This window comes from Sphingomonas changnyeongensis, assembly GCF_009913435.1.
GTDB classification, from domain to species: Bacteria; Pseudomonadota; Alphaproteobacteria; order Sphingomonadales; family Sphingomonadaceae; genus Sphingomonas_B; species Sphingomonas_B changnyeongensis.
The window spans coordinates 614,762-640,600 of sequence record NZ_CP047895.1; the positions used below are offsets into that span (position 1 = coordinate 614,762).

Sequence of the window (25,839 nt, forward strand, 5' to 3'; positions counted from 1 at the left end):
GCGTCTAATCGGGGGCGATCAACCCGGGGGAAGGGCGCATGATACAATATTCCGACGCCGCGGCCGCCGCCGCGTTCCGCCGCCTCGTCGCCCATCTGCAGCACCGCACCGATGCGCAGAATGTCGACCTGATGGGGCTCGCCGGTTTTTGCCGCAATTGCCTGGGCGACTGGCTGGCCGAGGCGAGCGGTGGCGCGCTTGACCGCGACCAGGGGCGCGAGGCGGTTTACGGCATGCCCTATGCGCAGTGGAAAGCCGCCCATCAGCAGCCCGCGACCGCCGAACAGCTCGCGCGGATGGAACAGAGCATCGCCCGCAACCGCGAACAGGGAGAACAGGGATGAGGATCAGCAGATTGGCACTCGGCGCATGGCTGATGGCCGGCGCCGCGTTGGCCCAGACAATGCCGGCGGTCGCCCAGACCGGGCCTGCGGCAGCCCAGACCGCGCCGGCGGCAGCACCTGTCCGCTACATCCAGGCCGGGGCGGTGCTGGCCGAACCCGGCCGCGTCACGCGCGGGCCGACGACGATCATCGTGCGCGGCGGCACGATCGCCGAGCTGCGCGACGGCTTTGTGACCCCCGAGCCGGGGGCCGAGCTGATCGACCTGCGTACGCGCCATGTGCTGCCGGGCCTGATCGACATGCACGTCCATTTCTATTCGACCGGCGAGCCGCTGCGCGCCCGGCTCGATTTTGCGATCAAGGACGATGAGGACGGGTTTGTCGACGCGCTGGTCGCGGCGCGCAAGACGCTGGCGGCGGGCTTCACCACGGTGCGCGACCTGGGCGGCCAGCCGCGCGGCATCCGCGCGCTGCGCGACGCGATTGCGCGCGGCGATGTCGAAGGGCCGACGATCGTCAATGCCGGCGAGATGATCTCGGTCACCGCCGGGCATGGCGATGCCAATGGCCTGAAGGCCGAGTTTGCCGAGGCCGAGCGCCATGGCTCGACCGCCCTGTGCAACGGTGCCGATGATTGCCGCCGGGCGACGCGCGACCAGATCTTCCAGGGCGCCGAGGTGATCAAGTTCGCCGCCTCGGGCGGGGTCGGCAGCAATATCGCAGGCGGTCTCGGCAAGCAGATGACCGACGAAGAGATGAAGGCGATCATCGACACCGCCCATGCCTTTGGCCGCAAGGCGACCGCCCATGCCCATGGCAAGGAAGGGATCGACGCCGCGCTGCGCGCGGGCGTCGATTCGATCGAGCATGGCTCGTTCATCGATGACGAGACGATCGCCCTGTTCCGCAAGACCGGTGCCTATCTGGTGCCGACGATGCTCGCCTTTGAAAGCGTGCTGCGCCAGGGCCGCGCCGGCGAGCGGCCCGCCGCCTCGGTCGCCAAGGCCGAGGAAGTGGCGAAGGTCGTGAAGCAAAGCCATGCCCGCGCCGCCAGGGGCGGGGTGCGCATCGCCTTCGGCACCGATTCGGGCGTCGGCGTGCACGGCATCAATGGCGAGGAGTTCGCGCTGATGACCGCGGTCGGCATCACGCCGGTCGATGCGATCCGCGCCGCGACGGTCGAGGCGGCGACGCTGCTTGGCCGTGCCGACCGGATCGGATCGATCGCCCCCGGCAAGGACGCCGATCTGATCGCGGTCGAGGGCAATCCGATCGACGATGTGCGGCGGCTGGAAAAGGTCGAGTTCGTGATGCGGCGCGGCGTCGTCCACAAGCTGGGCGGGGCGCGCCAGACCTTCCCGGCGCGCTGAGGCCCGGTCGCGCAGGCCCCTGGCGGCGCAGGGCGTTGCCCTATCGCCGCCGAGCGCGTAAAGCGCACGCCTTCATTTGAGCGGGGTTGATATGAGTGACGCGGTCGCAGCCGAGCAATTGCGCCTGTTCATCGAGCGGATTGAACGGCTGGAAGAAGAGAAAAAGGGCATCGCCGACGATATCCGCGACGTCTATGCCGAGGCCAAGGCCAATGGCTATGACGTGAAGACGATGCGGGCGATCGTGCGCCTGCGCCGCATGGAAAAGAATGCGCGGCAGGAAGCCGACGCCCTTCTCGAAACCTATCGCAACGCACTCGGCCTCGACTGAGCGCGGGCTGCCAGCAAAGGGTCAGGGACGATGGCCGGCCATTCCAAATTCAAGAACATCATGCACCGCAAGGGCGCGCAGGACAAAAAGCGCTCGGCGATGTTTTCCAAGCTCAGCCGCGAAATCACCGTCGCGGCCAAGATGGGCCTGCCCGACCCGGACATGAACCCGCGGCTGCGCGCGGCGATCAACGCCGCCAAGGCGCAGTCGATGCCCAAGGACAATATTCAGCGGGCGATCGACAAGGCGTCGAAGGGCGAAGGCGAGAATTATGAAGAAGTCCGCTATGAGGGCTTCGGTCCCGGCGGCGTCGCGCTGATCGTCGAGGCGCTGACCGACAACCGCAACCGCACCGCGACCAATGTCCGCACCGCCATCACCAAGAATGGCGGCAATATGGGCGCGTCGGGTTCGGTCAGCCACGGGTTCGAACGGCTGGGGCTGATCGAATATCCGGGCCATGTCGGCGACGAGGACAAGGTGCTGGAAGCCGCGATCGAGGCCGGTGCCGACGATGTCGAGAGCGATGGCGACAGCCATGCGGTGTGGACCAGCGTCGATTCGCTGCACGAGGTCGCCCGCGCGCTCGAACAGACGCTGGGCGCGGCCGACGGGGTGAAGCTCGCCTGGCGGCCCAACATGCGCGCCGAAGTGGGCGAGGACGATGCCCGGCTGCTGCTCAAGCTCATCGACGCGCTCGACGATGACGATGACGTCCAGACCGTGTGGGGCAATTACGACATCCCCGACGCGGTGATGGAGCGGCTGGGCTGAACCGGCACCGCCAGCCTGGCCGGCGATGATCATCATCGGCCTTGATCCGGGGCTGACGGCGACCGGCTGGGGCGTGATCGCCAAGGCCGGCAGCCGCCTGTCGCATGTCGCGAACGGGCAGGTGCGCACCGATGCCGCGCTGCCGCTGCCCGACCGGCTCGCCGCGCTCGATGCCGCGCTGGCCGAGGTGATCGCCCGCCACCGGCCCGATGCCGGCGCGGTCGAGGAGGTGTTCGTCAACGTCAATCCGCAGTCGACGCTGAAGCTTGGCCATGCGCGCGGCGTCGCGCTGCTCGCGCTCGCCCGTGCCGGCCTGCCGGTCGCCGAATATGCGACCAAGCTGGTCAAGAAGGCGCTGGTCGGCACCGGCGGCGCGGACAAGAAGCAGATTCAGGCGATGCTGGGCGTGCTGCTGCCCGGCGTCAGGCTGGCCGGGCCGGACGCCGCCGATGCGCTGGCGGTGGCGATCACCCACGCCCATCTGCTCGGCAGCCATCGTTGACCGCCGGGCCGCCCCCGGCCTAGAACAAAGCATGATCGCAAAGCTGACCGGCCTTCTGGATGCAACCGGCCCCGACTGGGCGGTGATCGACGTTCAGGGCGTCGGCTATCTGGTCCAGTGCAGCGCACGCACGCGCGACCGGCTGGGCGGCGAAGGCGCGCGCGTCACCATCCACACCGAAATGCAGGTCAGCGACAGCGACATGCGCCTGATCGGCTTTGCCAGCGCCGAGGAACGCCACTGGTTCCGCCTGCTGACCGCGGTTCAGGGCGTGGGCAGCAAGGTCGCGCTCGCCATCCTGTCGGCGCTGTCGGCCGAGGAACTGGCCCGCGCCTGCGCGGCGGGCGACCAGGCGATGGTCGCGCGCGCCAATGGCGTCGGCCCCCGGCTGGCGACGCGCATCGTCAACGAGCTGAAGGACAAGGCCGGAGCCATGGGCATCACCGGCATTCCCGGCACCGCGCTGGCTGACGGCATGACGTCACCCCCGGCAGGGGCTGCAGCCGATGCCGTCTCGGCGCTGCAGAATCTGGGCTTCAAACCGGCGGTCGCCGCCAGCGCGGTGGCGCGCGCGGCCGACGAGCTGGGCGCCGATGCCGGGCTTGACGCGCTGGTGCGCACCGCGCTGCGGCTGGCGACCGCATGACCGCGCCGCTGCTGTCGCCCGCCCGGCAGGACGATGATCCCGATGCCGCACTCAGGCCCAAGACGCTTGAGGAGTTTGTCGGCCAGGAAGCGGCGCGCGCCAATCTGCGCGTGTTCATCGACAGCGCCCGGCTGCGCGGCGAGGCGCTCGACCATGTGCTGTTCTTCGGCCCGCCGGGCCTTGGCAAGACGACGCTCGCCCAGATCATGGCGCGCGAAATGGGGGTCAGCTTTCGCGCCACATCGGGGCCGGTGATCGCCAAGGCCGGCGACCTGGCGGCGCTGCTGACCAACCTTGAAGCGGGCGATGTGCTGTTCATCGACGAGATTCACCGGCTGAACCCGGCGGTCGAGGAGGTGCTCTATCCGGCGATGGAGGATCGCGCGCTCGACCTGATGATCGGCGAGGGGCCGTCGGCGCGGTCGGTGCGGATCGATCTGCCGCCGTTCACGCTGGTCGGCGCGACGACGCGGCAGGGGCTGCTCGCCACGCCGCTGCGCGACCGGTTCGGCATTCCGGTCCGGCTCAATTTCTACACGGTGGCCGAGCTGGAACGGGTGGTGACGCGCGGGGCACGGCTGCTCGGCATGGGCATCGATCCCGATGGCGCGAGCGAGATCGCACGGCGCGCGCGCGGCACGCCGCGGGTCGCGGGGCGGCTGCTGCGCCGGGTGCGCGACTTTGCCCAGGTGGCCGGGGCAAGCGTGGTCACGCGCGCGATCGCCGATGCCGCGCTCACCCGGCTGGAGGTCGATTCGCTCGGCCTCGACGCGATGGACCGCCGCTATCTGACGATGATCGCCGACATTTATCGCGGCGGCCCGGTGGGCGTGGAAACGCTCGCCGCCGGCCTGTCGGAACCGCGCGACACGATCGAGGATGTGATCGAACCCTATCTGATCCAGCTCGGCCTCGTCGCCCGCACGGCGCGCGGGCGCTGCCTGAACGGGCCGGGCTGGACGCATCTGGGGCTTGAGGTGCCGGGCGGCGATCCGGGCGGGCTGTTCGACTGACCGGCCCGCCCCCCAACCTGTCCCCAAAGGGGGGTTGGTCGCCCGAGTCGCAATGGGTTAAGGCGGGCGCGATGGACAGCCGCGATCTTCCTGCCTCGGGCCGCTTTGTCGGGCGCACGCACCGGTTCCCGGTGCGCGTCTATTTCGAGGACACCGACCTGTCGGGCATCGTCTATCACGCCAATTATCTGCGCTACATGGAACGGGCGCGGTCGGACATGCTGCGCGTTGCCGGGATCGACCAGCGCGCCACGCATGAGGCGGGCGACGGCGTCTATGCGGTCGCCGACCTCAGGATCCGCTATCGCCGCCCGGCGCGGCTCGACGACGATCTGCTGGTCGTGACCCGGCTGACCCGGATCACGGCACCTGCCGTTCATATTCATCAGACAGTCATGCGCGGCGACGAAATGCTGACCGAGGCAGAGGTGCTGGCGGCGTTCGTCAGCCCCGAGGGGCGGCCCCGGCGCCAGCCCCGCGCCTGGATCGACCGGTTCGCCGAATTGTTGGAGGAAGCCTGACCTTGGACCCGACCCTGTTGCCCGGCGATCCCGCCAGCCTGTCGCCCATCGCCCTGTTCCAGCAGGCCGATCTGGTCGTGAAGGCGGTGATGATCGGCCTGCTCGCCGCGAGCATCTGGAGCTGGGCGATCATCCTTGCCGCCGGTGCGAAGCTGCGCCGCGCGGGCGGCGAAAGCGACCGGCTAGAGCGGGAGTTCTGGAAAGCCCAGGACATTGACCGGTTTTTCGACCGGCACGGCGAGGCCGAAATCCCCGCCGCCCGCATCCTGGCCGCCGGCATCCGCGAATGGCGGCGCTCGACCGCCGGCCCGGTGATCGACCGCGAGGGCGTGCGCGCCCGGCTGGCGACGCTGATGAACAGCGCCTGCGCGGCCGAAATCGACCGGCTGTCGGCGCGCCTGAACGTGCTGGCGACCATCGGCAGCGTCGCGCCCTTTGTCGGCCTGTTCGGAACGGTGTGGGGCATCATGCGCAGCTTCACCGCCATCGCATCGGCGCAGAATACCAGCCTTGCCGTCGTCGCACCCGGCATTGCCGAGGCGCTGTTTGCGACCGCGATCGGTCTGTTCGCGGCCATCCCCGCGGTCATCGCCTATAACCGGCTGAGCCACGGCATCGACCGGCTGGAGGCGCGGCTGCTGCGCTTTGCCGATGCCTTCCACGCCACCCTGTCGCGCGAACTGGACGCCGACCGCTGATGGGGGCGCAGCTTCCCTCGGGCCGGCGGGGGCGCGGGCGCGCGCCGATGGCCGACATCAACGTCACGCCGCTCGTCGATGTGATGCTGGTGCTGCTGATCATCTTCATGGTGACGGCGCCGCTGCTGACCACCGGGGTGCCCGTCGACCTGCCCGAAAGCCGCGCCGGCGCGCTCGACCAGCCCGACGAGCCGGTGGTGATTGCCATCGCCGCCGACGGCGTCATCGCGATCGGCGAGGATCCGGTGACCGCCGACGATCTGCCCGACCGGCTGCGCGCGATTGCCGGGCGGGGGGAAAAGCCGCAAATCCATCTGCGCGCCGACCGCACGCTCGATTACGGGCGGGTGATGCGCGTGCTGGGCGAACTCAACCGGGCGGGGCTCAACAAGGTGGCGCTGGTCAGCACCGGCGAGGAGCGGCGCTGACATGGACCGGGCCGAGCGGCTGGGGCTGGGAATCGCGGCGGGCGGCCATGTGCTCGCGATCGGCCTGCTGTCGATCGGCTTTTTCGCCGCCCCGCTGCCGCTGACCGCCGACCGGCCGCCGGTCGAAGTCCAGTTCGTCGAGGATGTCGGGCTGGAGGCCGCGACGCCCGATCCTGCAAAGACACAGCCGGCGACGAGCATCGCACCCGAACTCGGTCAGCCCGAACCGGCAGCCGAACCCGTCGCCGCCCCCGCGCCCCGGCCCGATGCACCCGCGCCGCGCCCGCGCGCTGCCGACAAGCCGGCCCCGGCCAAAGCCGCGACCGAAACTGCCAAGCCGCCGCGCAAGCCCGCCGAGGCCAGCGCAGCAGCACCACCCAAAGGCGCGCGGCTCGGCCCCGATTTTCTGAAGGGCATTGCCGAAAAGGCATCGGCCAGCCGCAGCACCGCAACCGACGCGCCCATCGGCCCGAAGGAACAGGGCGCGCTGGCCGCGGAGCTGATCCGCCAGCTCAAGCCGCACTGGAAGCCGCCAAGCGGTGCCGATGTCGACCGGCTGCGGGTGACGATCGTCGCCAACCTGTCGGAAGACGGCGCGATCGTCGGCGAACTGCGCGTGATCGGCCCGAGCGGCGTGACGGCAAGCAACCGTGCCCAGGCCGATGTGTTTGTCGAACGGGCGCTGGCGGCGGTCAGACGGGCGGCCCCCTATCGGCTGCCGAAACAATATTATGCGGCGTGGCGGGTGATCCGGCCGCAGCTTTACGAAGGGCTGTGACCGCCGCGCGGGACGGATGGAAGGACAGGACAGGGTGGTGGCAGGGATGAACAGGATGGTCCGGCTGGCGGCGGTGCTGACAGCGCTTGGCGCAGGTGCCGCGGCAGCGCAGACCGCAGGCGGCGCGGCGGACACCGCGCCGCCCGCGGGCCTGAGCGTCGATGTGACGGCGGCGAGCGGCGATGATCTGAAGATCGCCGTGCCCGCGCTCGCGACGCCCGCCGCGCAGCAGACCGAGGCGGGGGCGACCGACACGCTCGGGCGGCAGATCGCCGATGTGATCGCGACCGATCTGCGCGGATCGGGGCTGTTCGTGCCGGTGGGGCCGGGCGGGCTGCCGACGCCCGATTTCGGCCAGATCAACGCCCCAGGCTATGGCGTGTGGCGCGGCATGGGGCCGAGGCGCTGGTCCAGGGCTATGTCCGCGCCGATCAGGGGCAGCTGACCATCGGCTGCTATCTCTATGACGTGACGCTGCAGACCGAGCTGAAGCGCGCCGGCTTTGTCGTCGCGCCGCGCGACTGGCGGCGCGCCGCGCACAAATGCGCCGACATGGTCTATTCGCGCCTGTCGGGCGAAAGCCCGTTCTTCGACAGCCGCATCGCCTATATCGCCGAAACCGGGCCGAAGGATGCGCGCGTCAAGCGGCTGGCGATCATGGATTCGGACGGGGCCAATCACCGGTTCCTGACCAATGGCCAGAATCTGGTCCTCACCCCGCGTTTCTCGCCCGATTACAAGTCGATCGTCTATGTCAGCTATCAGGGGCGGCGGCCGCGAATCTATGTCTATGATGTCGGCACCGGCGGCCAGCGGCTGGTGCTCGACACCGCCAACCAGATCATCGCACCGCGTTTCTCGCCCGACGGGCGGACATTGCTGTTCTCGATGAGCGTCGGCGGCAACACCGACATCTACAAGATGCCCGCGACCGGCGGCACGCCCGTGCGGCTGACGACGTCGCCGGCGATCGACGTTGGCGGCAGCTTTTCCCCCGACGGCAGCCGGATCGTGTTCGAGAGCGACCGGTCGGGCAAGCAGCAGCTTTACGTGATGAACGCCGACGGATCGGACCAGCGCCGGATCAGCTTTGGCGGCGGTGCCTATGCGACCCCGGAATGGAGCCCGCGCGGCGACCTGATCGCCTATACGCGGATCGCCGGCGGCTTCCGCATTGGCGTCATGGCGCCTTCGGGCGGCAATGAGCGGCTGCTGACCGATGACTGGCAGGATGAAGCGCCGACCTGGTCGCCCAATGGCCGGGTGATCCAGTTTTTCCGCACCAGCCCCGGCCGGTCGGGCCGCTCGACGGTGTGGCAGGTCGATCTGACCGGCCGCAACCTGCGCCGGATCCCGACTCCGGTCGACGGCTCCGATCCCACCTGGGGGCCGTTGCTCCCCTGACGCCCCTGTTTGCCAAAAAGGAGAACCCAGATGATCCGCCTTTCCCCCGCCCTTTTGGCCTCGGCCGCGCTGATCGCGCTTGCGGGCTGCGCCAAGACGCCCAAGGCCGAAGACCTGCCGCCGCCGCCGGTTGAACAGAGCCAGGCGGCGACGCCGACGCCCGATGCCGGCCCGCAGCCGGGCAGCCAGGAGCATTTCCGCGCCGCCGTGCAGTCGGACCGCATCTATTTCGACACCGACCAGTCGGATGTCGACGCGACCGACCGGGCGGTGCTCGACAGCCAGGCCGCCTATCTGCGCCAATATCCGCAGGTGCGCGTGACCATCGAGGGCCATGCCGATGAACGCGGCACCCGCGAATATAATCTCGCGCTGGGCGAACGCCGGGCGAATGCGGCGAAGAATTATCTCGCCTCGCTCGGCATCGATGCGGCGCGGATCAGCGTGCTCAGCTATGGCAAGGAACGCCCCGAAGCGACCGGATCGGACGAGGCCGCCTGGGCGCAGAACCGCCGCGCCGTCACCGTGACGGTCCAGTAACGACGGGTCCCCGGATCAGCTTGCGCCTCCCGGAAAATGATATTAATATGATATCATATTTTCGGGAGGCACCATGACTAGCGAGACACCCCATCAGGCGCTGAACGTCAGCCGCGAACGCTCGACCCAGGCGGTCAATGGCTATGTGATGCTGTTGCTGCTGCTTGGCGCGGTCGGCGTCATCGGGCTGGCGGCGGCGACGCAGAACGGCCCGCTGCTGGTCGCGGCGGCCATCGCGCTGCTGGTCATCACGCCGGGCTTTTACATGCTGCAGCCCAATCAGGCGGCGGCGATCATCCTGTTCGGGGCCTATCTGGGCACCGATCGCGGCACCGGCCTGCGCTGGACCTGGCCGTGGCTGGTCCGCAAAAAAGTGTCGGTGCGCGCCAATAACCTGGTCAGCGAGATCCTGAAGGTCAACGATCTGCGCGGCAACCCGATCGAGATCGCCGCACAGGTGGTGTGGCGGGTCACCGACACCGCCCAGGCGCTGTTCGACGTCGATGATTACAAGGCGTTTGCCGATGTGCAGATCGAGGCCGGGGTGCGCGCCATCGGATCGCGCTATCCCTATGACGATTTCACCCATGCCGAGGTCACGCTGCGCGGCAATCATGACGAGGTGGGCGAGGAACTGCGCCAGGAGCTGATGAAGCGGCTGGCGACCGCAGGCATCGCGGTCGATGAATGCGGCTTCACCCATCTGGCCTATGCGCCCGAAATCGCCGGGGCGATGCTGCGCCGGCAACAGGCCCAGGCGGTCGTCGCCGCGCGCCAGACGCTGGTCGAAGGGGCGGTCGGCATGGTCGAAATGGCGCTCGAGCTGCTGTCGCAGAAGAATGTCGTCGAACTGGACGATGAACGCCGCGCGGCGATGGTGTCGAACCTGATGGTCGTGCTGTGCGGCGAACGCGACACCCAGCCGGTCGTCAACACCGGCACCTTGTATCAGTGACGATGGCGGCACCGCCCGCCGATTCCCCACCGCCGGGGCGCAAGCCCTTTGCGCTGCGTCTCGATCCGGCCCTGCACGCCGCGATCGAGCGCTGCGCGGCGGCGGAACTGCGCTCGGTCAATGCCGAGATCGAGGCGCTGCTGCGCGAGGCGCTGGCGCGGCGCGGTATCCAGGTCGCTGCGCCGGCACCGGCCCGGCGCGGCCGACCGCCACGCGGCTGAACACGGTCAGGCCGGCGCGCGGTCGCCGATCTGCCGGGCTTCCTCGACCAGCATCACCGGCACGCCGCCGCGCACCGGATAGGCAAGGCCGGCGGCATCGGAAATCAGCTCCCCGGCCGCCGCGTCATAGCGCAGCGGCGTGCGGGTGAGCGGACAGACCAGCACGGCAAGCAGCCGGGGGTCGAGCGCGGCGGGCGCAGGCGAGTCGTCGGCCCCGCTCATTGAAGCGTCACCGGATCGTCGCGCTCGCCGCCATGCCGGCCGAAAAACTGCATCAGCTGGATGATCAGCTCGGCCCGGTCGGCAAGGTCAGGTGCCTCGAGCAGCGCCTGTTTGGCGGCGGTGTCGAACGGCGCGATCTGGGCGATGCCATTGACCAGCGATTCGTCGTCGAGCCGGCTGACCGCGTTCCAGTCGACCGCATAGCCCTGCGCCTCGGCGAAGCGGCGCGATTCGGTCTCCAGCGCCGCGCGCTGCGCCAGCGGCAGCGGATCTTCGGGCGCATCGTCGATCAGCTGCGCCTCGACCTGGCGGAACGGCGTCGCCACGCGCAGTTCGGACAGGATGCGGAACCGCGCCAGCCCTTCGAGGATGATGTTGTAGCGGCCATCGTCGAGCGCCTCGACATGCGCGATGCGGCCGACACAGCCGATTTCGAACAAAGGCGGCGGATCGCCGGGGCCGCGCGGCTGCACCATGCCGATGCGCCGGTCGCGCGCCATCGCATCGCTGACCAGCGCCCGGTAGCGCGGCTCGAAAATGTGCAGCGGCAGCTGCATGCGCGGAAACAGCAGCGCCCCGCCCAGGGGAAACACCGACAGCCGGGTGGCGCCCTCGGCCATCAGGTGAACAGCGCCGCCGAAAGCCGCCGCCGCGTGGCCGCCGCCCAGGGGTCCTCCAGCCCGACAACCTCCATCAGGCGCAGCAGCCGGGTGCGCGCCGCGCCGTCATTCCAGTCGCGCTCGGCAGCGATGATCGCCAGCAGCTCATCGGCTGCCCCGTCGCGGTCGCCCGCCGCCATCAGCCCGCCGGCCAGGTCATAACGCCCGGCCAGATCGCCGGGATTCGCCGCCACCCGCGCACGCAGACCGGCCAGATCGGCAACCGCCGGTGCCTCGCGCGCCAGCGCAACCGCCGATTCGGCCCGGGCGACGGCCGGATCCTTGCGCACCGCCTCGCTCTGCCCGGCGAGGAGCGTGGACGCCTCCTCGACCTCGCCAGCCGCGACCAGCGCACGGGCAAGGCCGGAGACGACCGCCGGCTCCTCGGGTGCCATGTCGGCCAGCTGCCGGAAAATGCCGACGGCACGCGGGCCATCGCCTTCGGCCAGCACCTGTTCCCCCATCGCGACCAGCGGTTCCAGTTCGGCCTCGCGGGCCTGGGCGGCGCCGGTGATGTTCAGCTGCTTCAGGATCTGGTCGAGCGCCTGGGCCAGCTGGCGCTCGGTGCGCGCCGGGGTCAGGTCGGCGACCAGCTGCCCCTGATGGACGGCATAGACCGTCGGGATCGACTGGACACGGAACTGCGCGGCGATCAGCTGATTCGCATCGACGTCGATCTTGCGGAGCAGGACGCCCTTGTCGGCATAATCGGCCGCGACCTTTTCAAGGATCGGCGCCAGCGCCTTGCACGGGCCGCACCACTGCGCCCAGAAATCGAGAATCACCAGCGACGTCATCGATGGTTCGATGACCTCGCGCTTGAACGTCTCGATCGCCTCGCGCTCGGCGGGGCTCAATCCCAAACTGGCCACTTTCACGCTCCGTTGTGTGCCCCCTTATGTGGGGCAAAGCCGGCATATGCCAAGGGACTTGCGCACATCCGAATCAGGCGCTAATGCCCGCCACCTCACCCGCCCCGGTCCGCCGGGGCAACGGCGCCAGAGCGGGCGTAGCTCAGGGGTAGAGCACAACCTTGCCAAGGTTGGGGTCGAGGGTTCGAATCCCTTCGCCCGCTCCAGTTTTCCAGACAGCATCGAAATCCACCGGCAGCGCACGGCCATGCCGCGCGGGCCTGTCGGCCTGTCAGCCGATGAGCTTCAGCCCGGCGATGCACAGGACGATGGCGGTCAGCAGCACCAGCCGGAGCGGTGTTGCCGCCTCACCGAAAAACAGGACGCCGATCATGACCGTGCCGATCGCGCCGATCCCGGTCCACACCGCATAGGCGGTGCCGAGCGGGATCTGCCGCGCCGCCAGTTCGAGCAGGCTCATCGACAGGGTCACCGAGCCGAGGAAGCCGAGCGTCCAGGGAATGTTGCGAAACCCGTCGACGAATCGCAGGCAGGTGGTGAAGCCGACCTCGAACAGCCCGCCCAGGATCAGCAGCAGCCAGGCCATCAGCCCGCCGCCAGCGCGCTGAGCGCCGCGCCCTCGATCCGCCAGGGCTGCCAGCCGCTTTGCGCCCGCGCGCCGATCCGCCGGTAAAAGGCCATCGCTTCGGTGTTCCAGTCGAGCACCGCCCAGTCGATCCGCGCACAGTCGCGCGCCAGCGCCTCCTGCGCCAGCCGGCGGAGCAGCGCCCGCGCCACCCCCTGGCCGCGCGCCGAATCATCGACGAACAGATCTTCCAGATACAGGCTCGGCCGCCCGGTCCAGGTCGAATAGGTCTGGAACCAGAGCGCAAGGCCGACCGGTGCCGCCTCCGGCCCGGCCAGAAAGGCGAAGACCTGCGGGGCCGGGCCGAACAGCGTCGCGCGCAGCGATTCGGCCGTCGCCGCCACCGCATCGGGGCAGCGTTCGTAAACGGCCAGCGCCTTGATCAGCCGCAGCACCTCGCCCTCGTCCCCCGGCCGCGCCAGCCGGATCGCGATATTCTCCGTCATCCAGTCCCCCTTGCGCCGCGCCGACCGCCGCCTTTGGCTGGCCGCGCGCGGCGATGATGCAACCGGCGATGATCAGCGCTGTTCCGGCCATGACCGGCCAGCCCAGCCGTTCGCCGAACGCCAGCCAGCCGATCAGCGCCGCCCAGCCAAAGGCGGTATATTCGACCGCGATCAGCGCCTGCGCCTCGGCCCGCGCATAGGCCCAGGAGGTGAGCAGCAGCGACACGGTGGCGAGCAGCGCACTGAGCGCGAGCAGCGGGATTTCCGCCGTCGACGGCCATGTCGCGGCAAAGGGCGCGGCCAGCATCAGCACGGCAAAGCTGGTCAGATTCTGGAAAAACGCGACTTCGAGCGGGCGGGCGACCAGCGCCTGTTTGCGCATCAGCACGAGGTTGACCGCATAGAGCATCGCCGAGCAGATGATCGCGACCGGCCCCGCAAAGCCGACGCCGCCACTGCCCGCCTGTCCCCGCGCCACCAGGATCAGGCCGACGCCCGCCAGCCCGAGCAGCGAGCCGAGGATCGCCGCCGGCCGCACCTTTTCCCCGAGCAGCACGGCCGCGAGATAGAGCGCGGCGAGCGGCGCAACGAAGGTCAGCGCCACCGCTTCGGCCAGCGGCATCCGCGCAATGCCCCAGAAAAACAGCACCGCCATCACCGCCGTGATCGCGCCGCGCAGCATGTGCAGCCGCAGCGCATGACCGCCCGGCCAGCGCATCCCCGCCGCCCAGAACGCCAGCCCGGTCGGCACCGTGCCGATCAGCGCGCGCCACAGCATCGCGCTATAGGCCCCGATCGCGATCGCCGCCGCCTTCATCGCCGCGTCCATCAGCGCGAACAGCGCGATTCCGGCGCAGGCGGCGGCCAGCGGCAGGGCAAGGGTCGGCGGCACCGGCATGACGTCATGGCCCCGTTCGGGCGGCACGGGGCCGGGGGTTATTCGGCAGCCTGCGCCGCGCCGTTCACCGCTGCGACCGGGCGGCAACGCCGTCGGCCGCCGCATTCGCCGCCTCGATCTCGGCCGCCTTGGCCTCCACCAGCCGGACGATATGGTCGATCATGTCGGCATCGTTCACATGATGGTCGGTGACGCCCGACAGATAGACCATGTGCTTGCCGGCACCGCCGCCAGTCAGGCCGATATCGGTCTCGCGCGCTTCGCCGGGGCCGTTGACGACACAGCCCAGCACCGACAGCGACAGCGGCGTGCGGATATGCTGCAGCCGCGCCTCGAGCGTTTCCACGGTGCGGATCACGTCGAACCCCTGGCGCGCGCAGCTGGGGCAGGAGACGATGCGCACGCCGCGATTGCGGATGCCGAGCGCCTTCAGGATTTCAAAGCCGACGCGCACTTCCTCCTCGGGTTCGGCCGACAGCGAGACGCGGATCGTGTCGCCGATCCCGAACCACAGCAGCGATCCCAGCCCGATCGCCGACTTGACCGTGCCGCCGATCAGCCCGCCCGCCTCGGTGATGCCCAGATGCAGCGGACAGTCGACCGCCTCGGCCAGCTGCTGATAGGCGGCGACCGCCAGAAACACGTCCGACGCCTTCACCGCCACCTTGTATTCGCGGAAATCATGATCCTCGAGGATGCGGATATGGTCGAGCGCGGATTCGACCAGCGCCTCGGGGCAGGGCTCGCCATATTTTTCCAGCAGATCGCGCTCCAGGCTGCCGGCATTGACGCCGATGCGGATCGCGCAGCCATTGGCCTTGGCGGCATTGACCACCTCGCGCACCCGGTCGGCCGAGCCGATATTGCCCGGATTGATGCGCAGGCACGCCGCCCCCGCATCCGCCGCCTCCAGCGCGCGCTGGTAGTGGAAATGGATGTCGGCGACGATCGGCACGCGCGCCGCGCGCACGATCTGCTTCAGCGCCGCCGTGCTTTCGACATCGGGGCAGGACACGCGGATGATGTCGGCCCCCGCCTCCTCGCAGCGCCGGATCTGGTCGATCGTCGCCTTGACATCGGATGTCGGGGTGTTGGTCATCGTCTGGACCGTCACCGGGGCGTCGCCGCCGACCGGCACGTTCCCGACCATGATCTGGCGGCACTGACGGCGCGCAATATCGCGCCAGGGACGTACGGACATGCTGTTCCCGTTCACCTGCAAGGAAGACCCTGCGCGTCATAGCAGGCTGTGCCCGCCCCCGGAAGCAACCGCGCGCCAATGGCCAAAGCCGGGCGCAAACCGGCAGCCGGGTGGCGCAGGAAACGCAGTGACGCTAGGGCACCCGGCATGACCGAAGCACAAGCAAGATCGCAGGGCCGGTGGAGCCTGGTCGTCCATGGCGGCGCGGGGATATTGACGCGCGACACCGTGTCTGCCGAACAGGACCGGGCGGCGCGCGCCGGGCTGGCGGCGGCGCTTGATGCCGGGACGGCGATCCTGGCTGCGGGCGGGACCGCGCTCGATGCCGCCGAGGCGGCGGTGCGCGTGCTGGAGGATGATCCCGCCTTCAATGCGGGGCGCGGCGCGGTGTTCACCCGTGACGGCCGGATCGAGCTGGACGCGGCGGTGATGGACGGGCGCGACCGCCGCGCCGGCGCGGTGACCGGCGTGACCGCCACCCGCAACCCGGTCACGCTCGCGCGGCGGGTGATGGAGGCAAGCCCGCATGTGCTGCTGTCGGGCTCGGGGGCCGATCTGTTCGCCCGCGAACAGGGCCTGCCCGAAGCGGGGCCGGACTGGTTCGCCACGCCCGAACGCCGCCGCCAGCTGGGCGAGCTGCTGAGCAGCGGCGGCGACGCGTTCGATATCGAGATGAAATACGGCACGGTGGGCGCGGTCGCGTGCGACGGCGACGGCCATGTCGCGGCCGCGACCTCGACCGGCGGGGTGATGGGCAAGATCTGGGGGCGGATCGGCGATTCGCCGCTGATCGGGGCCGGCACCTATGCCGATGATCGCGCCGGGGCGGTGTCTTGCACCGGGGCGGGCGAGTTCTTCATCCGCGCCGGGGTCGGCCATGAGATCGCGGCGCGGGTGCGGCTGGCGGGGAGGATCTGCGCAGCGCCGCCGCCGCCGCCATCGCCGATATGGGGCGCTGGGCGGCACCGGCGGCACGATCGTCGCCGGGCCGGGGGGCGAAGGCTTCTGGCTGTTCAACAGCCGGGGCATGTACCGGGGCCGCGCCGATGCATCGGGGGCGCGCCAGGTCGCCATCTATGGCGATGAAGGCTAGAGCGGTTTCCAGTCAGGTGGAATCACTTGACGGCCCGGAAAACGCGGCAAAACAAACAGCTGGAGCGGTGACGGTCCTGCCGCAGGCGACCTGACCGTCAGACCATCGCCCCGGCAAGCAGCCGGGGCAGATCGCCCGCCTCGCCGCGCGCCTCGGCCATGAACAGCTGCTTGAGCGGGCGCACCCGCTGCACCGCGCCCAGCCCGAAGCGGCGCACCGCCGATGCCGCTTCGCCGCGAATGCCGAACAGCCGCGCCAGCCCGTCGGTCGATGCCGCGACAAGGAAGGTGTCGAGGCTGCGCCAGCGGCGATACCGGTCCATCAGCTGCTGATCACCCAGATCAAGCCCCAGCCGCGCGCCATCGACCAGCACCTCGGTGAGCGCGGCGGCGTCGCGCAGGCCGAGATTGAGGCCCTGCCCGGCAATCGGGTGAATGCCGTGCGCCGCATCGCCGACCAGCGCCAGCCGCTGATCGGTGATGCGCGCGGCATGGTGGAACCCGAGCGGATAGCTGGACAGCGGCGCGGCGAGCCTCATGTCGCCGAGCAGCCCGCCCATCTTCTTGTGCAGTTCGGCGACGAAGCCGCGCGGGCCAAGCTTCAGATAGCCCGGCGCATCGTCGCGGGTGACCGACCAGACCAGCCCCGAACGGTTGCCCGGCAGCATCGGCAGGATCGCGAACGGACCTTCGGGATAGAAAATCTCATAGGCGATATTGTCGTGCGGGCGTTCATGCTCGATCGCCGCGATGATCGCCACATGCTCATATTGCCAGCGCGCGATGGGAATGCCCGCCGCCTCGCGCGTCGGCGACTGGCGCCCCTCGGCCGCGATCAGCAGCGGCGCGCGCACCTCGCGGCCATCGGCCAGGCGCACCATGACGCCATGTTCGCCGCGCTCGGTCGCGACCGGGCGGGCCGGCATCAGCAGCGTGACATTGGCGGCATCGGCGGCGGCAGCGTGGAGCGCGTGGCGCAGCGCCCGGTTTTCGAACATGATGCCCAGCGCGCCGTCATCGGCCGCGGGCTCGAAATCCAGCGCGCCCGGTTTCAGCCCGTCCGACACCCGGATCGCGGCGATCGGGCAGCCCTTGCCCTCCAGCCGCGCGCCAAGACCGATCGCCTCGAGCATCCGCCAGCTCGCCGAGGCGATGGCCGATGCCCGGCCGTCAAACGCCGGGGCAAGCACCGTGGCCGGCTCGGCCGGATCGATGACCGTCGACGACAGGCCGTGCGCGTCGAGCGCCAGCGCCAGTGTCAGGCCGACAAGGCCGCCGCCGAGGATGATGACGTCGCTATCCATGGCCTGACAGATAGCGCCTCGCACACCGCATCACCAGCGGCGATCGCCGGTGCCTCACGCCCCCGAACTTGACGACCGAGTCCGGCTGGGCGACATGGGCAGGGCCGGGAACATTTCGCGCACAAAGCCGCCCCATCGTCTCGGTGGCGCGCAGGCGCGGCGCGGGCGATGGACGCGGGAGATGAGGGCGATGGCGACACAGGTGGCGGACGAGGACATGCCCGGCTGGCGCCAGGCGGTGGCGCGCGGCGTGCAGCGCGGCGCGGCGGTGGCCGGCGCGGTGGCGCTGGCGGCGCTCGCGCTGCTGCTCGCGCTCGCGCTGATCAGCTACCGTCCCAGTGACGCGGCGCTCAACACCGCCGCCGGCGGGGCCCCCGGCAATTGGATCGGCACCCCCGGCGCATGGGCCGCCGACCTGTTGCTGACCGGCTTCGGCCCGGCGATCGGCCTGATGCTGCCGATGCTCGGCCTGATGGCGCTGCGCCTCTATCATGACCGCGCGGTCGGGCGCTGGCGGCGCAACCTGCCGGTCGCGCTGGTCGGCATCGCGCTGATCGGCGCGGCGGCGACCGGCATCCGCCCGGGGGCCATTCCGGGCCTGCCGGCGGGGGTTGGCGGCGTGCTCGGCCATCTCGGCGCGCAGCTTGGCCAGCTTGGCCTGTCGGCGATTGCCGACCCGGCGGTGCGCGGCTGGACCGGGGCAGGCCTGGTCGCCGTCACCGGGCTGGCCGGGCTGATCGTCTGGACCCTGTGCCTCGAGCTTGACGAGATGGAGCGCGCCTGGCTGCTGCGGCGGCGCACCCGGCCGGAAATGGATGACGAGATCTGGCACGACGACACGCCCGCCCCGGTCAAGCGCCCGCGCGCCCCGGCGGAAAAGCGCCGGCCGGTCGAGGCGGACCACCGGCCGCCGCCGGTGATCTCGGTGCCTGAGAAAAAGGACAAGGACCCGCGCCCCCAGCCGCCGGTCCAGGCAAGCCTTGACCTCAAGGACCGTTACGCCCTGCCCCCGCTCGACCTGCTGCGCCCGGCCCCGCCGGCAAGCGGCGGCACGCTCGACACCGCGGCGCTCGAACGCAATGCCCGGCTGCTCGAAAGCGTGCTCGACGATTTCCACGTAAAGGGCTCGATCGTCGAGGTCCGGCCCGGCCCGGTCGTCACCATGTATGAGCTGGAGCCCGCCGCCGGCATCAAGGCTAGCCGCGTGATCCAGCTGGCCGACGACATCGCCCGCAACATGTCGGCGCTGTCGGCGCGCGTCGCGACGATCCCGGGCCGCACGGTAATCGGGATCGAGCTGCCCAACCAGAAGCGCGAGGCGGTGGTGCTGCATGAACTGGTCGCCAGCAGCGCCTTTGCCGACCAGGCGGGATCGCTGCCGATCATCCTGGGCAAGAACATCGCCGGCGATCCGGTGATCGCCGATCTGGCCCCGATGCCGCATTTGCTGGTCGCGGGCACCACCGGGTCGGGCAAGTCGGTCGGCCTGAACGCGATGATCCTGTCGCTGCTCTACCGGCTGACGCCGGACCAGTGCCGGATGATCATGATCGATCCCAAGATGCTCGAACTCAGCATCTATGACGACATTCCCCATCTGCTCGCCCCGGTGGTCACCGAACCGCCCAAGGCGATCCGCGCGCTGCGCTGGGCGGTCGAGCAGATGGAGGAACGCTACCGGATGATGGCCTCGGTCTCGGTGCGCTCGCTTGCCAGCTTCAACGAGAAGGTGCGGCTCGCCAAGGCCAAGGGCCAGCCGCTCGGCCGCCGCGTGCAGACCGGCTATGACGCCGAGACCGGCCAGCCGCTCTATGAGGAAGAGCAGCTGGTCTATGAACCGCTGCCGCAGATCGTCGTGATCGTCGACGAGCTAGCCGACCTGATGATGACCGCGGGCAAGGAAGTGGAGTTCCTGATCCAGCGGCTGGCGCAGAAGGCGCGCGCGGCGGGCATCCATCTGATCATGGCGACGCAGCGCCCCTCGGTCGATGTCATCACCGGGGTCATCAAGGCGAACCTGCCGACGCGGATCAGCTTCCAGGTCACCTCCAAGATCGATTCGCGCACCATCCTGGGCGAACAGGGGGCCGAGCAGCTGCTCGGCAAGGGCGACATGCTCTATATGCCCGGCGGCAAGCAGATCGCCCGCGTCCATGGCCCGTTCGTGTCGGACGACGAGGTGCGCGCCATTGCCGATCACTGGCGTGCACAGGGCAAGCCCGATTACATCCAGGCCGTCACCGAGGAGCCGGAGGATGGCGGCTTCGAACTCGATGGCGCGCCGTCGGGCGACGACAGCCCGGAAGACCAGCTCTATCGCCGCGCCGTGCAGATCGTGGCGGAAAGCCAGAAGGCCTCGACCTCCTATGTCCAGCGCCAGCTGCGCATCGGCTATAACAGCGCCGCCCGGCTGATCGAGCGGATGGAAAAAGAGGGCAAGGTCGGGCGGCCGGACCATGTCGGCCGCCGCGAAGTGCTGATCGACACCGATGGCAATCCGGTCTGATCTGATTGCGATTGCGGCGGCGCTGAGCGCCCCGTTCGGCGCGGCACCCGCCGCCGCCCAGCCGGCGACAGCGGCTCCGGCCAGCCCCCAGCCGCAACCGGGCGCAGCATCGGCGGATGAGGCGGCGCTGATCGCCCGCCATGCCGATCTGGTCCGGCGCACCGGGCCGGTGCTCGAGCTGCGCACCGACCGGGGTGGGAAAGGCTGGAAAGCAGCGATTGCGCGGCCCTGCCCGACAGCTGCGTGGTCTATACGCTCGACCGGGTCTGGGCGGCTGAGCGCCTGTTCGGCATCCGGCTGAGTTTCTACGAGGGCATGGATTACATGGTCATCGACAGGATCGGCGCGGGGATCCAGACCGGCGAACGGCCGGTGTTCGCGCCCTCGGGGCGTTATTTCGCGAGCGCGTTCATCGACCATGCGGGCGGCAATGGCGGCTGGGTGCGGCTGTGGCCGGTCGGCAGCGACCTGCCGGTCCGCGCGGTCGTGACCGGCAATGGCGAGCCGGCAGACCTGGTCTGGCATGGCGAGACCTGCCTGTCCTTCAAAGTGACCGGCGGCGGACCGCTGGGCGGGCGGTCAACCGACGACACCAGGAACTGGTATCTCGTTGCCGCAGTGCCCGAATGGCGGCTGACCGAGCGGCGGCCGGCTGGCTGCCGCTAGCAAGAGCAGAATATGCATCGACGAGGGCCGCATCGACAGCCGCAGCGCCACATTCTACGCCTTGGCCCGAACCAGAACTCAGACACACAGAAGGGAGGGATCATGTTCAAAACCGTGCTGCTTGGCTGCGCCGCGCTGACCGCGAGCGCCGCCGTCGCGCAAACCGCGGCAAAGCCCGAGGCGCTGACCGCCGATGGCATCCCCGCCGTCCCCGCCGCGCTTGCCGACCAGACCCGCCCCTATCTGGAGGTCCGTTCGGGCGCGTTTAGGGCGTGGCACCCGACGCGGCGGTCGGCGCTGATCACCACCCGGTTCGGCAATGTGCCGCAGATCCATGAAGTGGCGCAGCCGATGGGCGCGCGCACGCAGATCAGCTTTGAAGCCGATGCGATTGCCGGCGTGTCGGTCGCGCGCGGGCGGGGCGATGTCACCGTCGTCCAGAAGGATGTCGGCGGCAGCGAGTTCTGGCAGCTCTATACGCTCGCCGATGGACGGCTGAAGCTGCTGACCGACGGCAAGAGCCGCAATTCGCTCAACGCATGGAGCCATGACGGGCGGCTGATCGCCTATAGCTCGACACGGCGGAACGGCACGGATTCGGACCTCTATGTGATGGACCCGCGCGATCCGGCGACCGACCGCATGGTCGCCCAGGTCAAGGGCGGCGGCTGGGCGGTCGCCGATTTCGCGCCCGACGGGAAAAGCGCGATCGTCGCCCAATATGTGTCGGTCACCAAGACAAACCTGTTCCGCATGGATCTGGCCAGCGGGGCGATGACGCCGATCGGCGATCATCGCCGCGACATCGCCTATTCGGGCGCGAAATTCGCCCCCGACGGGGTGTTGTGGGTGACGTCCGACGACGGATCGGATTTCCAGCGGCTCGGCACGCTCGATCCCGCGACCGGCCGGTTCACCCCGGTGTCGCCCGAACCGCGCTGGGATGTCGACGGGTTCGACATTGCCGCCGATGGCAGCTTCATCGCCTATCTGGTCAACGAGGCGGGGGCCAGCCGGCTGCGCATCCTCGACACGCGGACGCGCGCCGTGCGCACCGTCGACGCCCTGCCGCAGGGCGTGGCGGGCGGCATCGAGATCGCGCCCTGGGGCATGATCGGCCTGACGCTCAGTTCCGCAACCGCATCGGCCGACATGTATGCGGTCGATCCCGCGACGCTCGCCGTCACCCGCTGGACGCAGAGCGAGACCGGCGGACTCGATCCGGCGCGCAACCGCCCGGCGGAGCTGGTGACGGTCAGGAGCTTTGACGGGCTTGAGGTGTCGGGCTTTCTCTACCGCCCCGATCCGGCGCGCTTCCCCGGGCGGCGGCCGCTGATCTTTTCGATCCATGGCGGGCCGGAAGGCCAGTCCCAGCCCGGTTTTCTGGGGCGGAACAATTATTATCTCAACGAACTGGGCGTCGCCCTATTCTTCCCCAATGTCCGCGGCTCGACCGGCTTCGGCAAGACATTCGTGTCGCTCGACAACGGGCCGTTCAAGCGCGAGGATTCGGTGCGCGACATCGGCGCATTCCTCGACGTGCTCGGCCGCGATGCCGGGCTCGATCCGGCGCGGTTCGGCGTGTCGGGCGGCTCTTATGGCGGCTATATGTGCTATGCGAGCGCGATCCGCTTCGGCGACCGGTTCAAGGCCGCCCAGTGCACGGTCGCGATCTCGAACTTCGTCACCTTCCTCGAAAACACCCAGGGCTATCGCCGCGATCTGCGCCGCGTCGAATATGGCGACGAACGCGACCCCAAGCAGCGGCAGAAGCTGATCGAGATCTCGCCGATGACCCGGGTGGACGAGCTGCGCATCCCGCTGATGGTCGTGACCGGCGGTAATGATCCCCGCGTCCCGGCGTCGGAGGCGGACCAGATCGTCAAGGCGGTGCGCGCCAAGGGCCGGACCGCCTGGCACCTGCTGGCCGCCGACGAGGGCCATGGCTTCGCCAAAAAGGCGAACCAGGACTATCTGATGTGGACCACGCTGATGTTCTGGGATCAGAATCTGCTGAAATAAGGCCGTTTGCGGGGGGTTCAGCGCCGGTTCAACGGTGCCGGGCCAGGGTCGGCCCGCCCCCCGCTACAGGAGAAATCATGTCGCTGCGCCCCCGCCAGTTTCTGCGCCATTGCCTGCGCCCGGCCCTGCGGCTTGCCCTGACGGGCGTCATGCCGGCCCTGCTGGTTCCCGCTATGGCGGCTGCCCAAGCACAGGCGCCTGCCCAGCCGGGCGGCGATCTTGCCCGGGTCGGCGCGCATCTGCGCGGGCTGGCGGCGATGACCGCCGATTTCACCCAGACCGACCGCACCGGCAAGACGCTGACCGGCACGCTGTCGCTCAAGCAGCCGGGCAAGATCCGGTTCCAGTATGCGCCGGGCGTGCCGCTGCTCGTCGTCAGCGACGGGCGCGCGCTCAGCTTTGTCGACTATCAGGTGCGGCAGGTGTCGCGCTGGCCGATCGGCGGGTCGCCGCTCGGCGTGCTGCTCGATCCGCGCAAGGATCTGTCGCGGGTCGCGCGCATCGTCCCGTCCGGCCAGTCCGATGTGGTGAACGTGCTGGTCCGCGACCCCAAGCATCCCGAATATGGCGCGATCACCCTGGCCTTCACCCAGCGCGGCGACGCGCCCGGCGGGCTGTTGCTGCAGGGCTGGGTGGCGCTCGACGCGCAGAACAACCGCACGACAGTCCGGCTCGCCAACCAGCGGCTCAACCCGCCGCTCAGCGACACGCTGTTCCGTTTCACCGATCCGCGCCGCGACCGGCAGCGCTGAACACCCATTCATCGCAGCGACAGCTTGGCCTGCTAGATTGGCTTCGTGGTCAAAGAGCCCGGCGGGACTTCCCCCTGTTCCCCGCCCCAAGCCTCTGACCCGCCAGCGTGATGACGCTCGGTCGGCCCCCGCTCCACGCCCCCGGAGCGGGGGTCTTTCCTTGTCGAACCCGGCCCGGCTCCTTATTGCTCGGCAGCGATGGACAGCCTGAAACTCGCCTCGTGGAACATCAACTCGGTCCGCTTCCGGCTGGCCATTGTCGAACGCTTCCTGGCCGAGGAATCGCCCGACATCTTGTGCCTGCAGGAAACCAAGGTCGAGGATAGCAGCTTTCCCGCCGCCGCGTTCGCGGCGCTCGGCTATCCCCATGTGCTGCTCAATGGCCAGCGGATGCATCACGGCGTCGCGATCATCAGCCGCGTGCCGCTGACCGCCGACATGCGCCATGACTGGCAGGACAATGGCGAGGCCCGGCATCTGGGCGTGCGCCTGCCCAACGGCGTCAGGCTGGAAAATGTCTATGTGCCCGCCGGGGGCGACGTTCCCGACCGCGAGCTCAACCCCAAATTCGGCCAGAAGCTGGATTTCATCGCGCGGATGACGCGCTGGTCGGAAACGGTCGACGCGCCGACGATCATGGTCGGCGATTTCAACATCGCGCCGCTGGAAAGCGATGTGTGGAGCCACAAGCAGCTGCTCGACGTGGTCAGCCACACGCCCATCGAGGTCGAGGCGCTGACGCGGCTGCAGGATGCGCATGGCTGGGTGGATCTGGGCCGCCGGTTCATCCCCGCCCCGGCGCGTTATTACAGCTGGTGGAGCTACCGCGCGCGCGACTGGGCGGCGTCCGACCGTGGCCGGCGGCTCGATCACATGTGGGCCAGCCCCGATCTGGCCGCGACCGCGGTTGCGCACCGCGTCCACGAACCCTGCCGGGGCTGGGAAAAGCCCTCCGACCATGTCCCGCTGGTGACGGAGTTCCGCTTTTGAGCGCCGCGGCGCGGGCGATTGACGGGCTGCGCCGGGGCTGGCCCGTCGTGATCGGCGCAGACGGGCAGGCGATCGCGCTGCTGCCCGTCGAAACGGCCGATGCCACGCGGCTGGCGGCGTTCGACCCCGATCACCGGGCCGATCTGCTGCTGTCGGCCAGCCGGGCGGCGACGCTCAGGCTCGCCAACCAGGCGGCGGCGGCCACGCCCGGCCAGGCGGTGCAGGTGATGCGCGCGCCCTGGATCGATTTCGATGTCGCGGTGGCGCTTGCCGATCCGGCGCTCGACCTGTCGACGCCGCTCAAGGGACCGTTCCGGGCGATCCCGGTCACGTCGCCCCAACTGGCGGCGGCGGCGCTCGAACTGGCGCGGATCGCCGGGCTGCTGCCGGCATTTTTCGTCAGGGAGGCGGAGGCCAGCGCCGACGCGCTCAGCCCGGCGGACATCGCCGCTGCCGAGGATGCCGCCAATCTGCACATCGCCACCCGGGCGCGGCTGCCCGTATCGGCGGCGGAGGGGGCGGAAATCGTCGCCTTCCGCTCGGCCGATGGCGGCGATGTCCATGTCGCGCTGGTGATCGGCCAGCCCGACGGCACGCCACCGCTCGTGAGGCTGCACAGCGAATGCCTGACCGGCGACGTGTTCGGATCGCTCAAATGCGATTGCGGGCCGCAGCTTCAGGCCGCACTTCAGGCCATGGCCGGATCGGGCTGGGGCATCCTGCTCTATCTGCGCCAGGAAGGGCGCGGTATCGGCATCGTCAACAAGCTGCGCGCCTATGCGCTGCAGGATCAGGGCTTCGACACGGTCGATGCCAATGTCCGGCTGGGCTTTGCCGTCGATGCGCGCGATTTCCGCGTCGCGGCGCGGATGCTGACGTTGCTCGGCCAGACGCGGGTGCGGCTGATGACCAACAATCCCGACAAGGTCGCCGAACTGGGCCGGGCAGGCATCGACGTGGTCGAGCGCGTGCCCCACCGGATGACGCCCAATCCGCACAATGCCCGCTATCTCGACACCAAGCGGGACCGGACCGGCCACCAGCTCTAGAGCGGTTTCC

The 25,839-nt window shown here is 69.6% G+C and carries 29 protein-coding genes, 1 tRNA gene and 2 pseudogenes; 24 read left to right on the plus strand and 8 right to left on the minus strand.

All coding sequences use genetic code 11. From position 1 onward, the window contains the following. Positions 1–38 precede the first annotated feature (38 nt). The 15 genes and pseudogenes from GVO57_RS03140 to GVO57_RS03210 all read left to right on the plus strand — a co-directional run bounded on the left by GVO57_RS03140 (position 39) and on the right by GVO57_RS03210 (position 10,525). Positions 39–344: a DUF1244 domain-containing protein gene (locus GVO57_RS03140; RefSeq protein WP_160591773.1), complete on the plus strand. Its 306-nt coding sequence runs from the start codon at positions 39–41 to the stop codon at positions 342–344. Beyond that, positions 341–1,714 (plus strand): metal-dependent hydrolase family protein, encoded by a 1,374-nt coding sequence (locus GVO57_RS03145; RefSeq protein WP_160591774.1) that lies wholly within the window; start codon positions 341–343, stop codon positions 1,712–1,714. Before GVO57_RS03140 ends, GVO57_RS03145 begins: the two co-directional genes overlap by 4 nt. A gap of 91 nt (positions 1,715–1,805) precedes the next feature. Continuing rightward, complete coding sequence (locus tag GVO57_RS03150) at positions 1,806–2,045, plus strand: DUF2312 domain-containing protein (RefSeq protein ID WP_160591776.1); 240 nt, start codon at positions 1,806–1,808, stop codon at positions 2,043–2,045. A 30-nt stretch (positions 2,046–2,075) separates the two neighbouring features. After that, entirely contained in the window at positions 2,076–2,819 is a 744-nt protein-coding gene (locus GVO57_RS03155) for a YebC/PmpR family DNA-binding transcriptional regulator (protein WP_160591778.1), read from the plus strand. 25 nt (positions 2,820–2,844) lie between these two features. Then, the gene (ruvC, locus tag GVO57_RS03160; RefSeq protein ID WP_160591780.1) at positions 2,845–3,321 is read left to right on the plus strand and encodes a crossover junction endodeoxyribonuclease RuvC; all 477 of its coding nucleotides are present in this window, start codon (positions 2,845–2,847) and stop codon (positions 3,319–3,321) included. A gap of 31 nt (positions 3,322–3,352) precedes the next feature. Then, complete coding sequence (ruvA, locus tag GVO57_RS03165; protein ID WP_160591782.1) at positions 3,353–3,967, plus strand: Holliday junction branch migration protein RuvA; 615 nt, start codon at positions 3,353–3,355, stop codon at positions 3,965–3,967. Further along, positions 3,964–4,980: a Holliday junction branch migration DNA helicase RuvB gene (ruvB, locus tag GVO57_RS03170; RefSeq protein ID WP_160591784.1), complete on the plus strand. Its 1,017-nt coding sequence runs from the start codon at positions 3,964–3,966 to the stop codon at positions 4,978–4,980. The genes ruvA and ruvB overlap by 4 nt, the downstream gene beginning before the upstream one ends. Positions 4,981–5,051: 71 nt before the next feature. Continuing rightward, entirely contained in the window at positions 5,052–5,501 is a 450-nt protein-coding gene (gene ybgC, locus GVO57_RS03175; protein ID WP_160591786.1) for a tol-pal system-associated acyl-CoA thioesterase, read from the plus strand. After that, on the plus strand, positions 5,498–6,199 hold the full coding sequence (gene tolQ / locus GVO57_RS03180; RefSeq protein ID WP_407695720.1) for a protein TolQ: 702 nt from the start codon (positions 5,498–5,500) through the stop codon (positions 6,197–6,199). The genes ybgC and tolQ overlap by 4 nt, the downstream gene beginning before the upstream one ends. Beyond that, positions 6,199–6,627 (plus strand): ExbD/TolR family protein, encoded by a 429-nt coding sequence (locus tag GVO57_RS03185; protein WP_160591790.1) that lies wholly within the window; start codon positions 6,199–6,201, stop codon positions 6,625–6,627. Before tolQ ends, GVO57_RS03185 begins: the two co-directional genes overlap by 1 nt. Before the next feature lies 1 nt (position 6,628). Continuing rightward, positions 6,629–7,405 carry a cell envelope biogenesis protein TolA gene (locus tag GVO57_RS03190; protein ID WP_160591792.1) on the plus strand — a complete coding sequence of 259 codons (777 nt, stop codon included), beginning with the start codon at positions 6,629–6,631 and terminating at the stop codon, positions 7,403–7,405. A gap of 55 nt (positions 7,406–7,460) precedes the next feature. Continuing rightward, positions 7,461–8,809, plus strand: a pseudogene (tolB, locus tag GVO57_RS03195) (Tol-Pal system beta propeller repeat protein TolB). Between the two features lie 33 nt (positions 8,810–8,842). Further along, positions 8,843–9,349 carry a peptidoglycan-associated lipoprotein Pal gene (gene pal, locus GVO57_RS03200; protein WP_160593792.1) on the plus strand — a complete coding sequence of 169 codons (507 nt, stop codon included), beginning with the start codon at positions 8,843–8,845 and terminating at the stop codon, positions 9,347–9,349. Between the two features lie 73 nt (positions 9,350–9,422). Then, positions 9,423–10,304: an SPFH domain-containing protein gene (locus tag GVO57_RS03205; RefSeq protein ID WP_160591793.1), complete on the plus strand. Its 882-nt coding sequence runs from the start codon at positions 9,423–9,425 to the stop codon at positions 10,302–10,304. A 2-nt stretch (positions 10,305–10,306) separates the two neighbouring features. Beyond that, positions 10,307–10,525, plus strand: a complete 219-nt coding sequence (locus GVO57_RS03210; RefSeq protein WP_160591794.1) for a toxin-antitoxin system HicB family antitoxin — start codon at positions 10,307–10,309, stop codon at positions 10,523–10,525. A 6-nt stretch (positions 10,526–10,531) separates the two neighbouring features. Here GVO57_RS03210 and GVO57_RS03215 read toward each other — a convergent pair whose 3' ends face one another. From GVO57_RS03215 to GVO57_RS03225, 3 genes are read right to left on the minus strand one after another with little or no spacing between them, the layout of a single operon-like run. Continuing rightward, positions 10,532–10,747 (minus strand): Trm112 family protein, encoded by a 216-nt coding sequence (locus GVO57_RS03215; RefSeq protein ID WP_160591797.1) that lies wholly within the window; start codon positions 10,745–10,747, stop codon positions 10,532–10,534. Next, entirely contained in the window at positions 10,744–11,367 is a 624-nt protein-coding gene (locus GVO57_RS03220; protein ID WP_160591799.1) for an LON peptidase substrate-binding domain-containing protein, read from the minus strand. The genes GVO57_RS03215 and GVO57_RS03220 overlap by 4 nt, the downstream gene beginning before the upstream one ends. Further along, positions 11,367–12,263 carry a tetratricopeptide repeat protein gene (locus GVO57_RS03225; RefSeq protein ID WP_160593793.1) on the minus strand — a complete coding sequence of 299 codons (897 nt, stop codon included), beginning with the start codon at positions 12,261–12,263 and terminating at the stop codon, positions 11,367–11,369. Before GVO57_RS03225 ends, GVO57_RS03220 begins: the two co-directional genes overlap by 1 nt. A 146-nt stretch (positions 12,264–12,409) precedes the next feature. Here GVO57_RS03225 and GVO57_RS03230 point away from each other — a divergent pair. Further along, positions 12,410–12,484, plus strand: a tRNA-Gly gene (locus tag GVO57_RS03230). 65 nt (positions 12,485–12,549) lie between these two features. Here GVO57_RS03230 and GVO57_RS03235 read toward each other — a convergent pair. The 4 genes from GVO57_RS03235 to ispG are packed head-to-tail and all read right to left on the minus strand — an operon-like array spanning position 12,550 to position 15,448. Then, positions 12,550–12,864, minus strand: a complete 315-nt coding sequence (locus GVO57_RS03235) for a DMT family transporter (RefSeq protein ID WP_160591801.1) — start codon at positions 12,862–12,864, stop codon at positions 12,550–12,552. Further along, entirely contained in the window at positions 12,864–13,181 is a 318-nt protein-coding gene (locus GVO57_RS03240) for a GNAT family N-acetyltransferase (protein ID WP_327785553.1), read from the minus strand. The genes GVO57_RS03235 and GVO57_RS03240 overlap by 1 nt, the downstream gene beginning before the upstream one ends. After that, entirely contained in the window at positions 13,075–14,274 is a 1,200-nt protein-coding gene (locus GVO57_RS03245) for a DMT family transporter (RefSeq protein ID WP_327785537.1), read from the minus strand. Before GVO57_RS03245 ends, GVO57_RS03240 begins: the two co-directional genes overlap by 107 nt. Positions 14,275–14,311: 37 nt before the next feature. Beyond that, positions 14,312–15,448 carry a flavodoxin-dependent (E)-4-hydroxy-3-methylbut-2-enyl-diphosphate synthase gene (gene ispG / locus GVO57_RS03250; protein ID WP_160591805.1) on the minus strand — a complete coding sequence of 379 codons (1,137 nt, stop codon included), beginning with the start codon at positions 15,446–15,448 and terminating at the stop codon, positions 14,312–14,314. A gap of 147 nt (positions 15,449–15,595) precedes the next feature. On the opposite strand from ispG, the pseudogene GVO57_RS03255 reads away from it, so the two are divergent. Continuing rightward, positions 15,596–16,541: pseudogene (locus GVO57_RS03255) on the plus strand (isoaspartyl peptidase/L-asparaginase family protein). A gap of 97 nt (positions 16,542–16,638) precedes the next feature. Here the strand turns inward: GVO57_RS03255 and GVO57_RS03260 are convergent. Continuing rightward, the gene (locus GVO57_RS03260; protein WP_160591807.1) at positions 16,639–17,844 is read right to left on the minus strand and encodes an FAD-dependent monooxygenase; all 1,206 of its coding nucleotides are present in this window, start codon (positions 17,842–17,844) and stop codon (positions 16,639–16,641) included. A gap of 190 nt (positions 17,845–18,034) precedes the next feature. On the opposite strand from GVO57_RS03260, the gene GVO57_RS03265 reads away from it, so the two are divergent. From GVO57_RS03265 to ribA, 7 genes are all read left to right on the plus strand, one after another. Next, positions 18,035–20,350: an FtsK/SpoIIIE family DNA translocase gene (locus GVO57_RS03265; protein ID WP_160591809.1), complete on the plus strand. Its 2,316-nt coding sequence runs from the start codon at positions 18,035–18,037 to the stop codon at positions 20,348–20,350. After that, positions 20,334–20,651 (plus strand): hypothetical protein, encoded by a 318-nt coding sequence (locus GVO57_RS03270; protein ID WP_160591810.1) that lies wholly within the window; start codon positions 20,334–20,336, stop codon positions 20,649–20,651. Before GVO57_RS03265 ends, GVO57_RS03270 begins: the two co-directional genes overlap by 17 nt. Then, the gene (locus GVO57_RS03275; protein ID WP_160591812.1) at positions 20,594–21,016 is read left to right on the plus strand and encodes a hypothetical protein; all 423 of its coding nucleotides are present in this window, start codon (positions 20,594–20,596) and stop codon (positions 21,014–21,016) included. The genes GVO57_RS03270 and GVO57_RS03275 overlap by 58 nt, the downstream gene beginning before the upstream one ends. 102 nt (positions 21,017–21,118) lie before the next feature. After that, positions 21,119–23,038, plus strand: coding sequence for a S9 family peptidase (locus GVO57_RS03280; RefSeq protein ID WP_160591814.1), 1,920 nt, complete (start codon positions 21,119–21,121; stop codon positions 23,036–23,038). 149 nt (positions 23,039–23,187) lie between these two features. Further along, entirely contained in the window at positions 23,188–23,790 is a 603-nt protein-coding gene (locus tag GVO57_RS03285) for a LolA family protein (RefSeq protein ID WP_160593794.1), read from the plus strand. Positions 23,791–23,988: 198 nt separating this feature from the next. Beyond that, positions 23,989–24,780, plus strand: a complete 792-nt coding sequence (locus GVO57_RS03290) for an exodeoxyribonuclease III (RefSeq protein WP_201752678.1) — start codon at positions 23,989–23,991, stop codon at positions 24,778–24,780. After that, complete coding sequence (gene ribA, locus GVO57_RS03295) at positions 24,777–25,829, plus strand: GTP cyclohydrolase II (RefSeq protein WP_233281448.1); 1,053 nt, start codon at positions 24,777–24,779, stop codon at positions 25,827–25,829. The genes GVO57_RS03290 and ribA overlap by 4 nt, the downstream gene beginning before the upstream one ends. The last annotated feature ends 10 nt before the right edge of the window (positions 25,830–25,839 follow it).

Coding starts and splice junctions, on each gene's coding strand:
- GVO57_RS03140 (WP_160591773.1), top strand. CDS start 39: ATGATACAATATTCCGACGCCGCGGCCGCCGCCGCGTTCCGCCGCCTC.
- GVO57_RS03145 (WP_160591774.1), top strand. CDS start 341: ATGAGGATCAGCAGATTGGCACTCGGCGCATGGCTGATGGCCGGCGCC.
- GVO57_RS03150 (WP_160591776.1), top strand. CDS start 1,806: ATGAGTGACGCGGTCGCAGCCGAGCAATTGCGCCTGTTCATCGAGCGG.
- GVO57_RS03155 (WP_160591778.1), top strand. CDS start 2,076: ATGGCCGGCCATTCCAAATTCAAGAACATCATGCACCGCAAGGGCGCG.
- ruvC (WP_160591780.1), top strand. CDS start 2,845: ATGATCATCATCGGCCTTGATCCGGGGCTGACGGCGACCGGCTGGGGC.
- ruvA (WP_160591782.1), top strand. CDS start 3,353: ATGATCGCAAAGCTGACCGGCCTTCTGGATGCAACCGGCCCCGACTGG.
- ruvB (WP_160591784.1), top strand. CDS start 3,964: ATGACCGCGCCGCTGCTGTCGCCCGCCCGGCAGGACGATGATCCCGAT.
- ybgC (WP_160591786.1), top strand. CDS start 5,052: ATGGACAGCCGCGATCTTCCTGCCTCGGGCCGCTTTGTCGGGCGCACG.
- GVO57_RS03185 (WP_160591790.1), top strand. CDS start 6,199: ATGGGGGCGCAGCTTCCCTCGGGCCGGCGGGGGCGCGGGCGCGCGCCG.
- GVO57_RS03190 (WP_160591792.1), top strand. CDS start 6,629: ATGGACCGGGCCGAGCGGCTGGGGCTGGGAATCGCGGCGGGCGGCCAT.
- GVO57_RS03205 (WP_160591793.1), top strand. CDS start 9,423: ATGACTAGCGAGACACCCCATCAGGCGCTGAACGTCAGCCGCGAACGC.
- GVO57_RS03210 (WP_160591794.1), top strand. CDS start 10,307: ATGGCGGCACCGCCCGCCGATTCCCCACCGCCGGGGCGCAAGCCCTTT.
- GVO57_RS03215 (WP_160591797.1), bottom strand. CDS start 10,747: ATGAGCGGGGCCGACGACTCGCCTGCGCCCGCCGCGCTCGACCCCCGG.
- GVO57_RS03220 (WP_160591799.1), bottom strand. CDS start 11,367: ATGGCCGAGGGCGCCACCCGGCTGTCGGTGTTTCCCCTGGGCGGGGCG.
- GVO57_RS03235 (WP_160591801.1), bottom strand. CDS start 12,864: ATGGCCTGGCTGCTGCTGATCCTGGGCGGGCTGTTCGAGGTCGGCTTC.
- ispG (WP_160591805.1), bottom strand. CDS start 15,448: ATGTCCGTACGTCCCTGGCGCGATATTGCGCGCCGTCAGTGCCGCCAG.
- GVO57_RS03260 (WP_160591807.1), bottom strand. CDS start 17,844: ATGGATAGCGACGTCATCATCCTCGGCGGCGGCCTTGTCGGCCTGACA.
- GVO57_RS03265 (WP_160591809.1), top strand. CDS start 18,035: ATGGCGACACAGGTGGCGGACGAGGACATGCCCGGCTGGCGCCAGGCG.
- GVO57_RS03270 (WP_160591810.1), top strand. CDS start 20,334: ATGGCAATCCGGTCTGATCTGATTGCGATTGCGGCGGCGCTGAGCGCC.
- GVO57_RS03280 (WP_160591814.1), top strand. CDS start 21,119: ATGTTCAAAACCGTGCTGCTTGGCTGCGCCGCGCTGACCGCGAGCGCC.
- GVO57_RS03285 (WP_160593794.1), top strand. CDS start 23,188: ATGCCGGCCCTGCTGGTTCCCGCTATGGCGGCTGCCCAAGCACAGGCG.
- GVO57_RS03290 (WP_201752678.1), top strand. CDS start 23,989: ATGGACAGCCTGAAACTCGCCTCGTGGAACATCAACTCGGTCCGCTTC.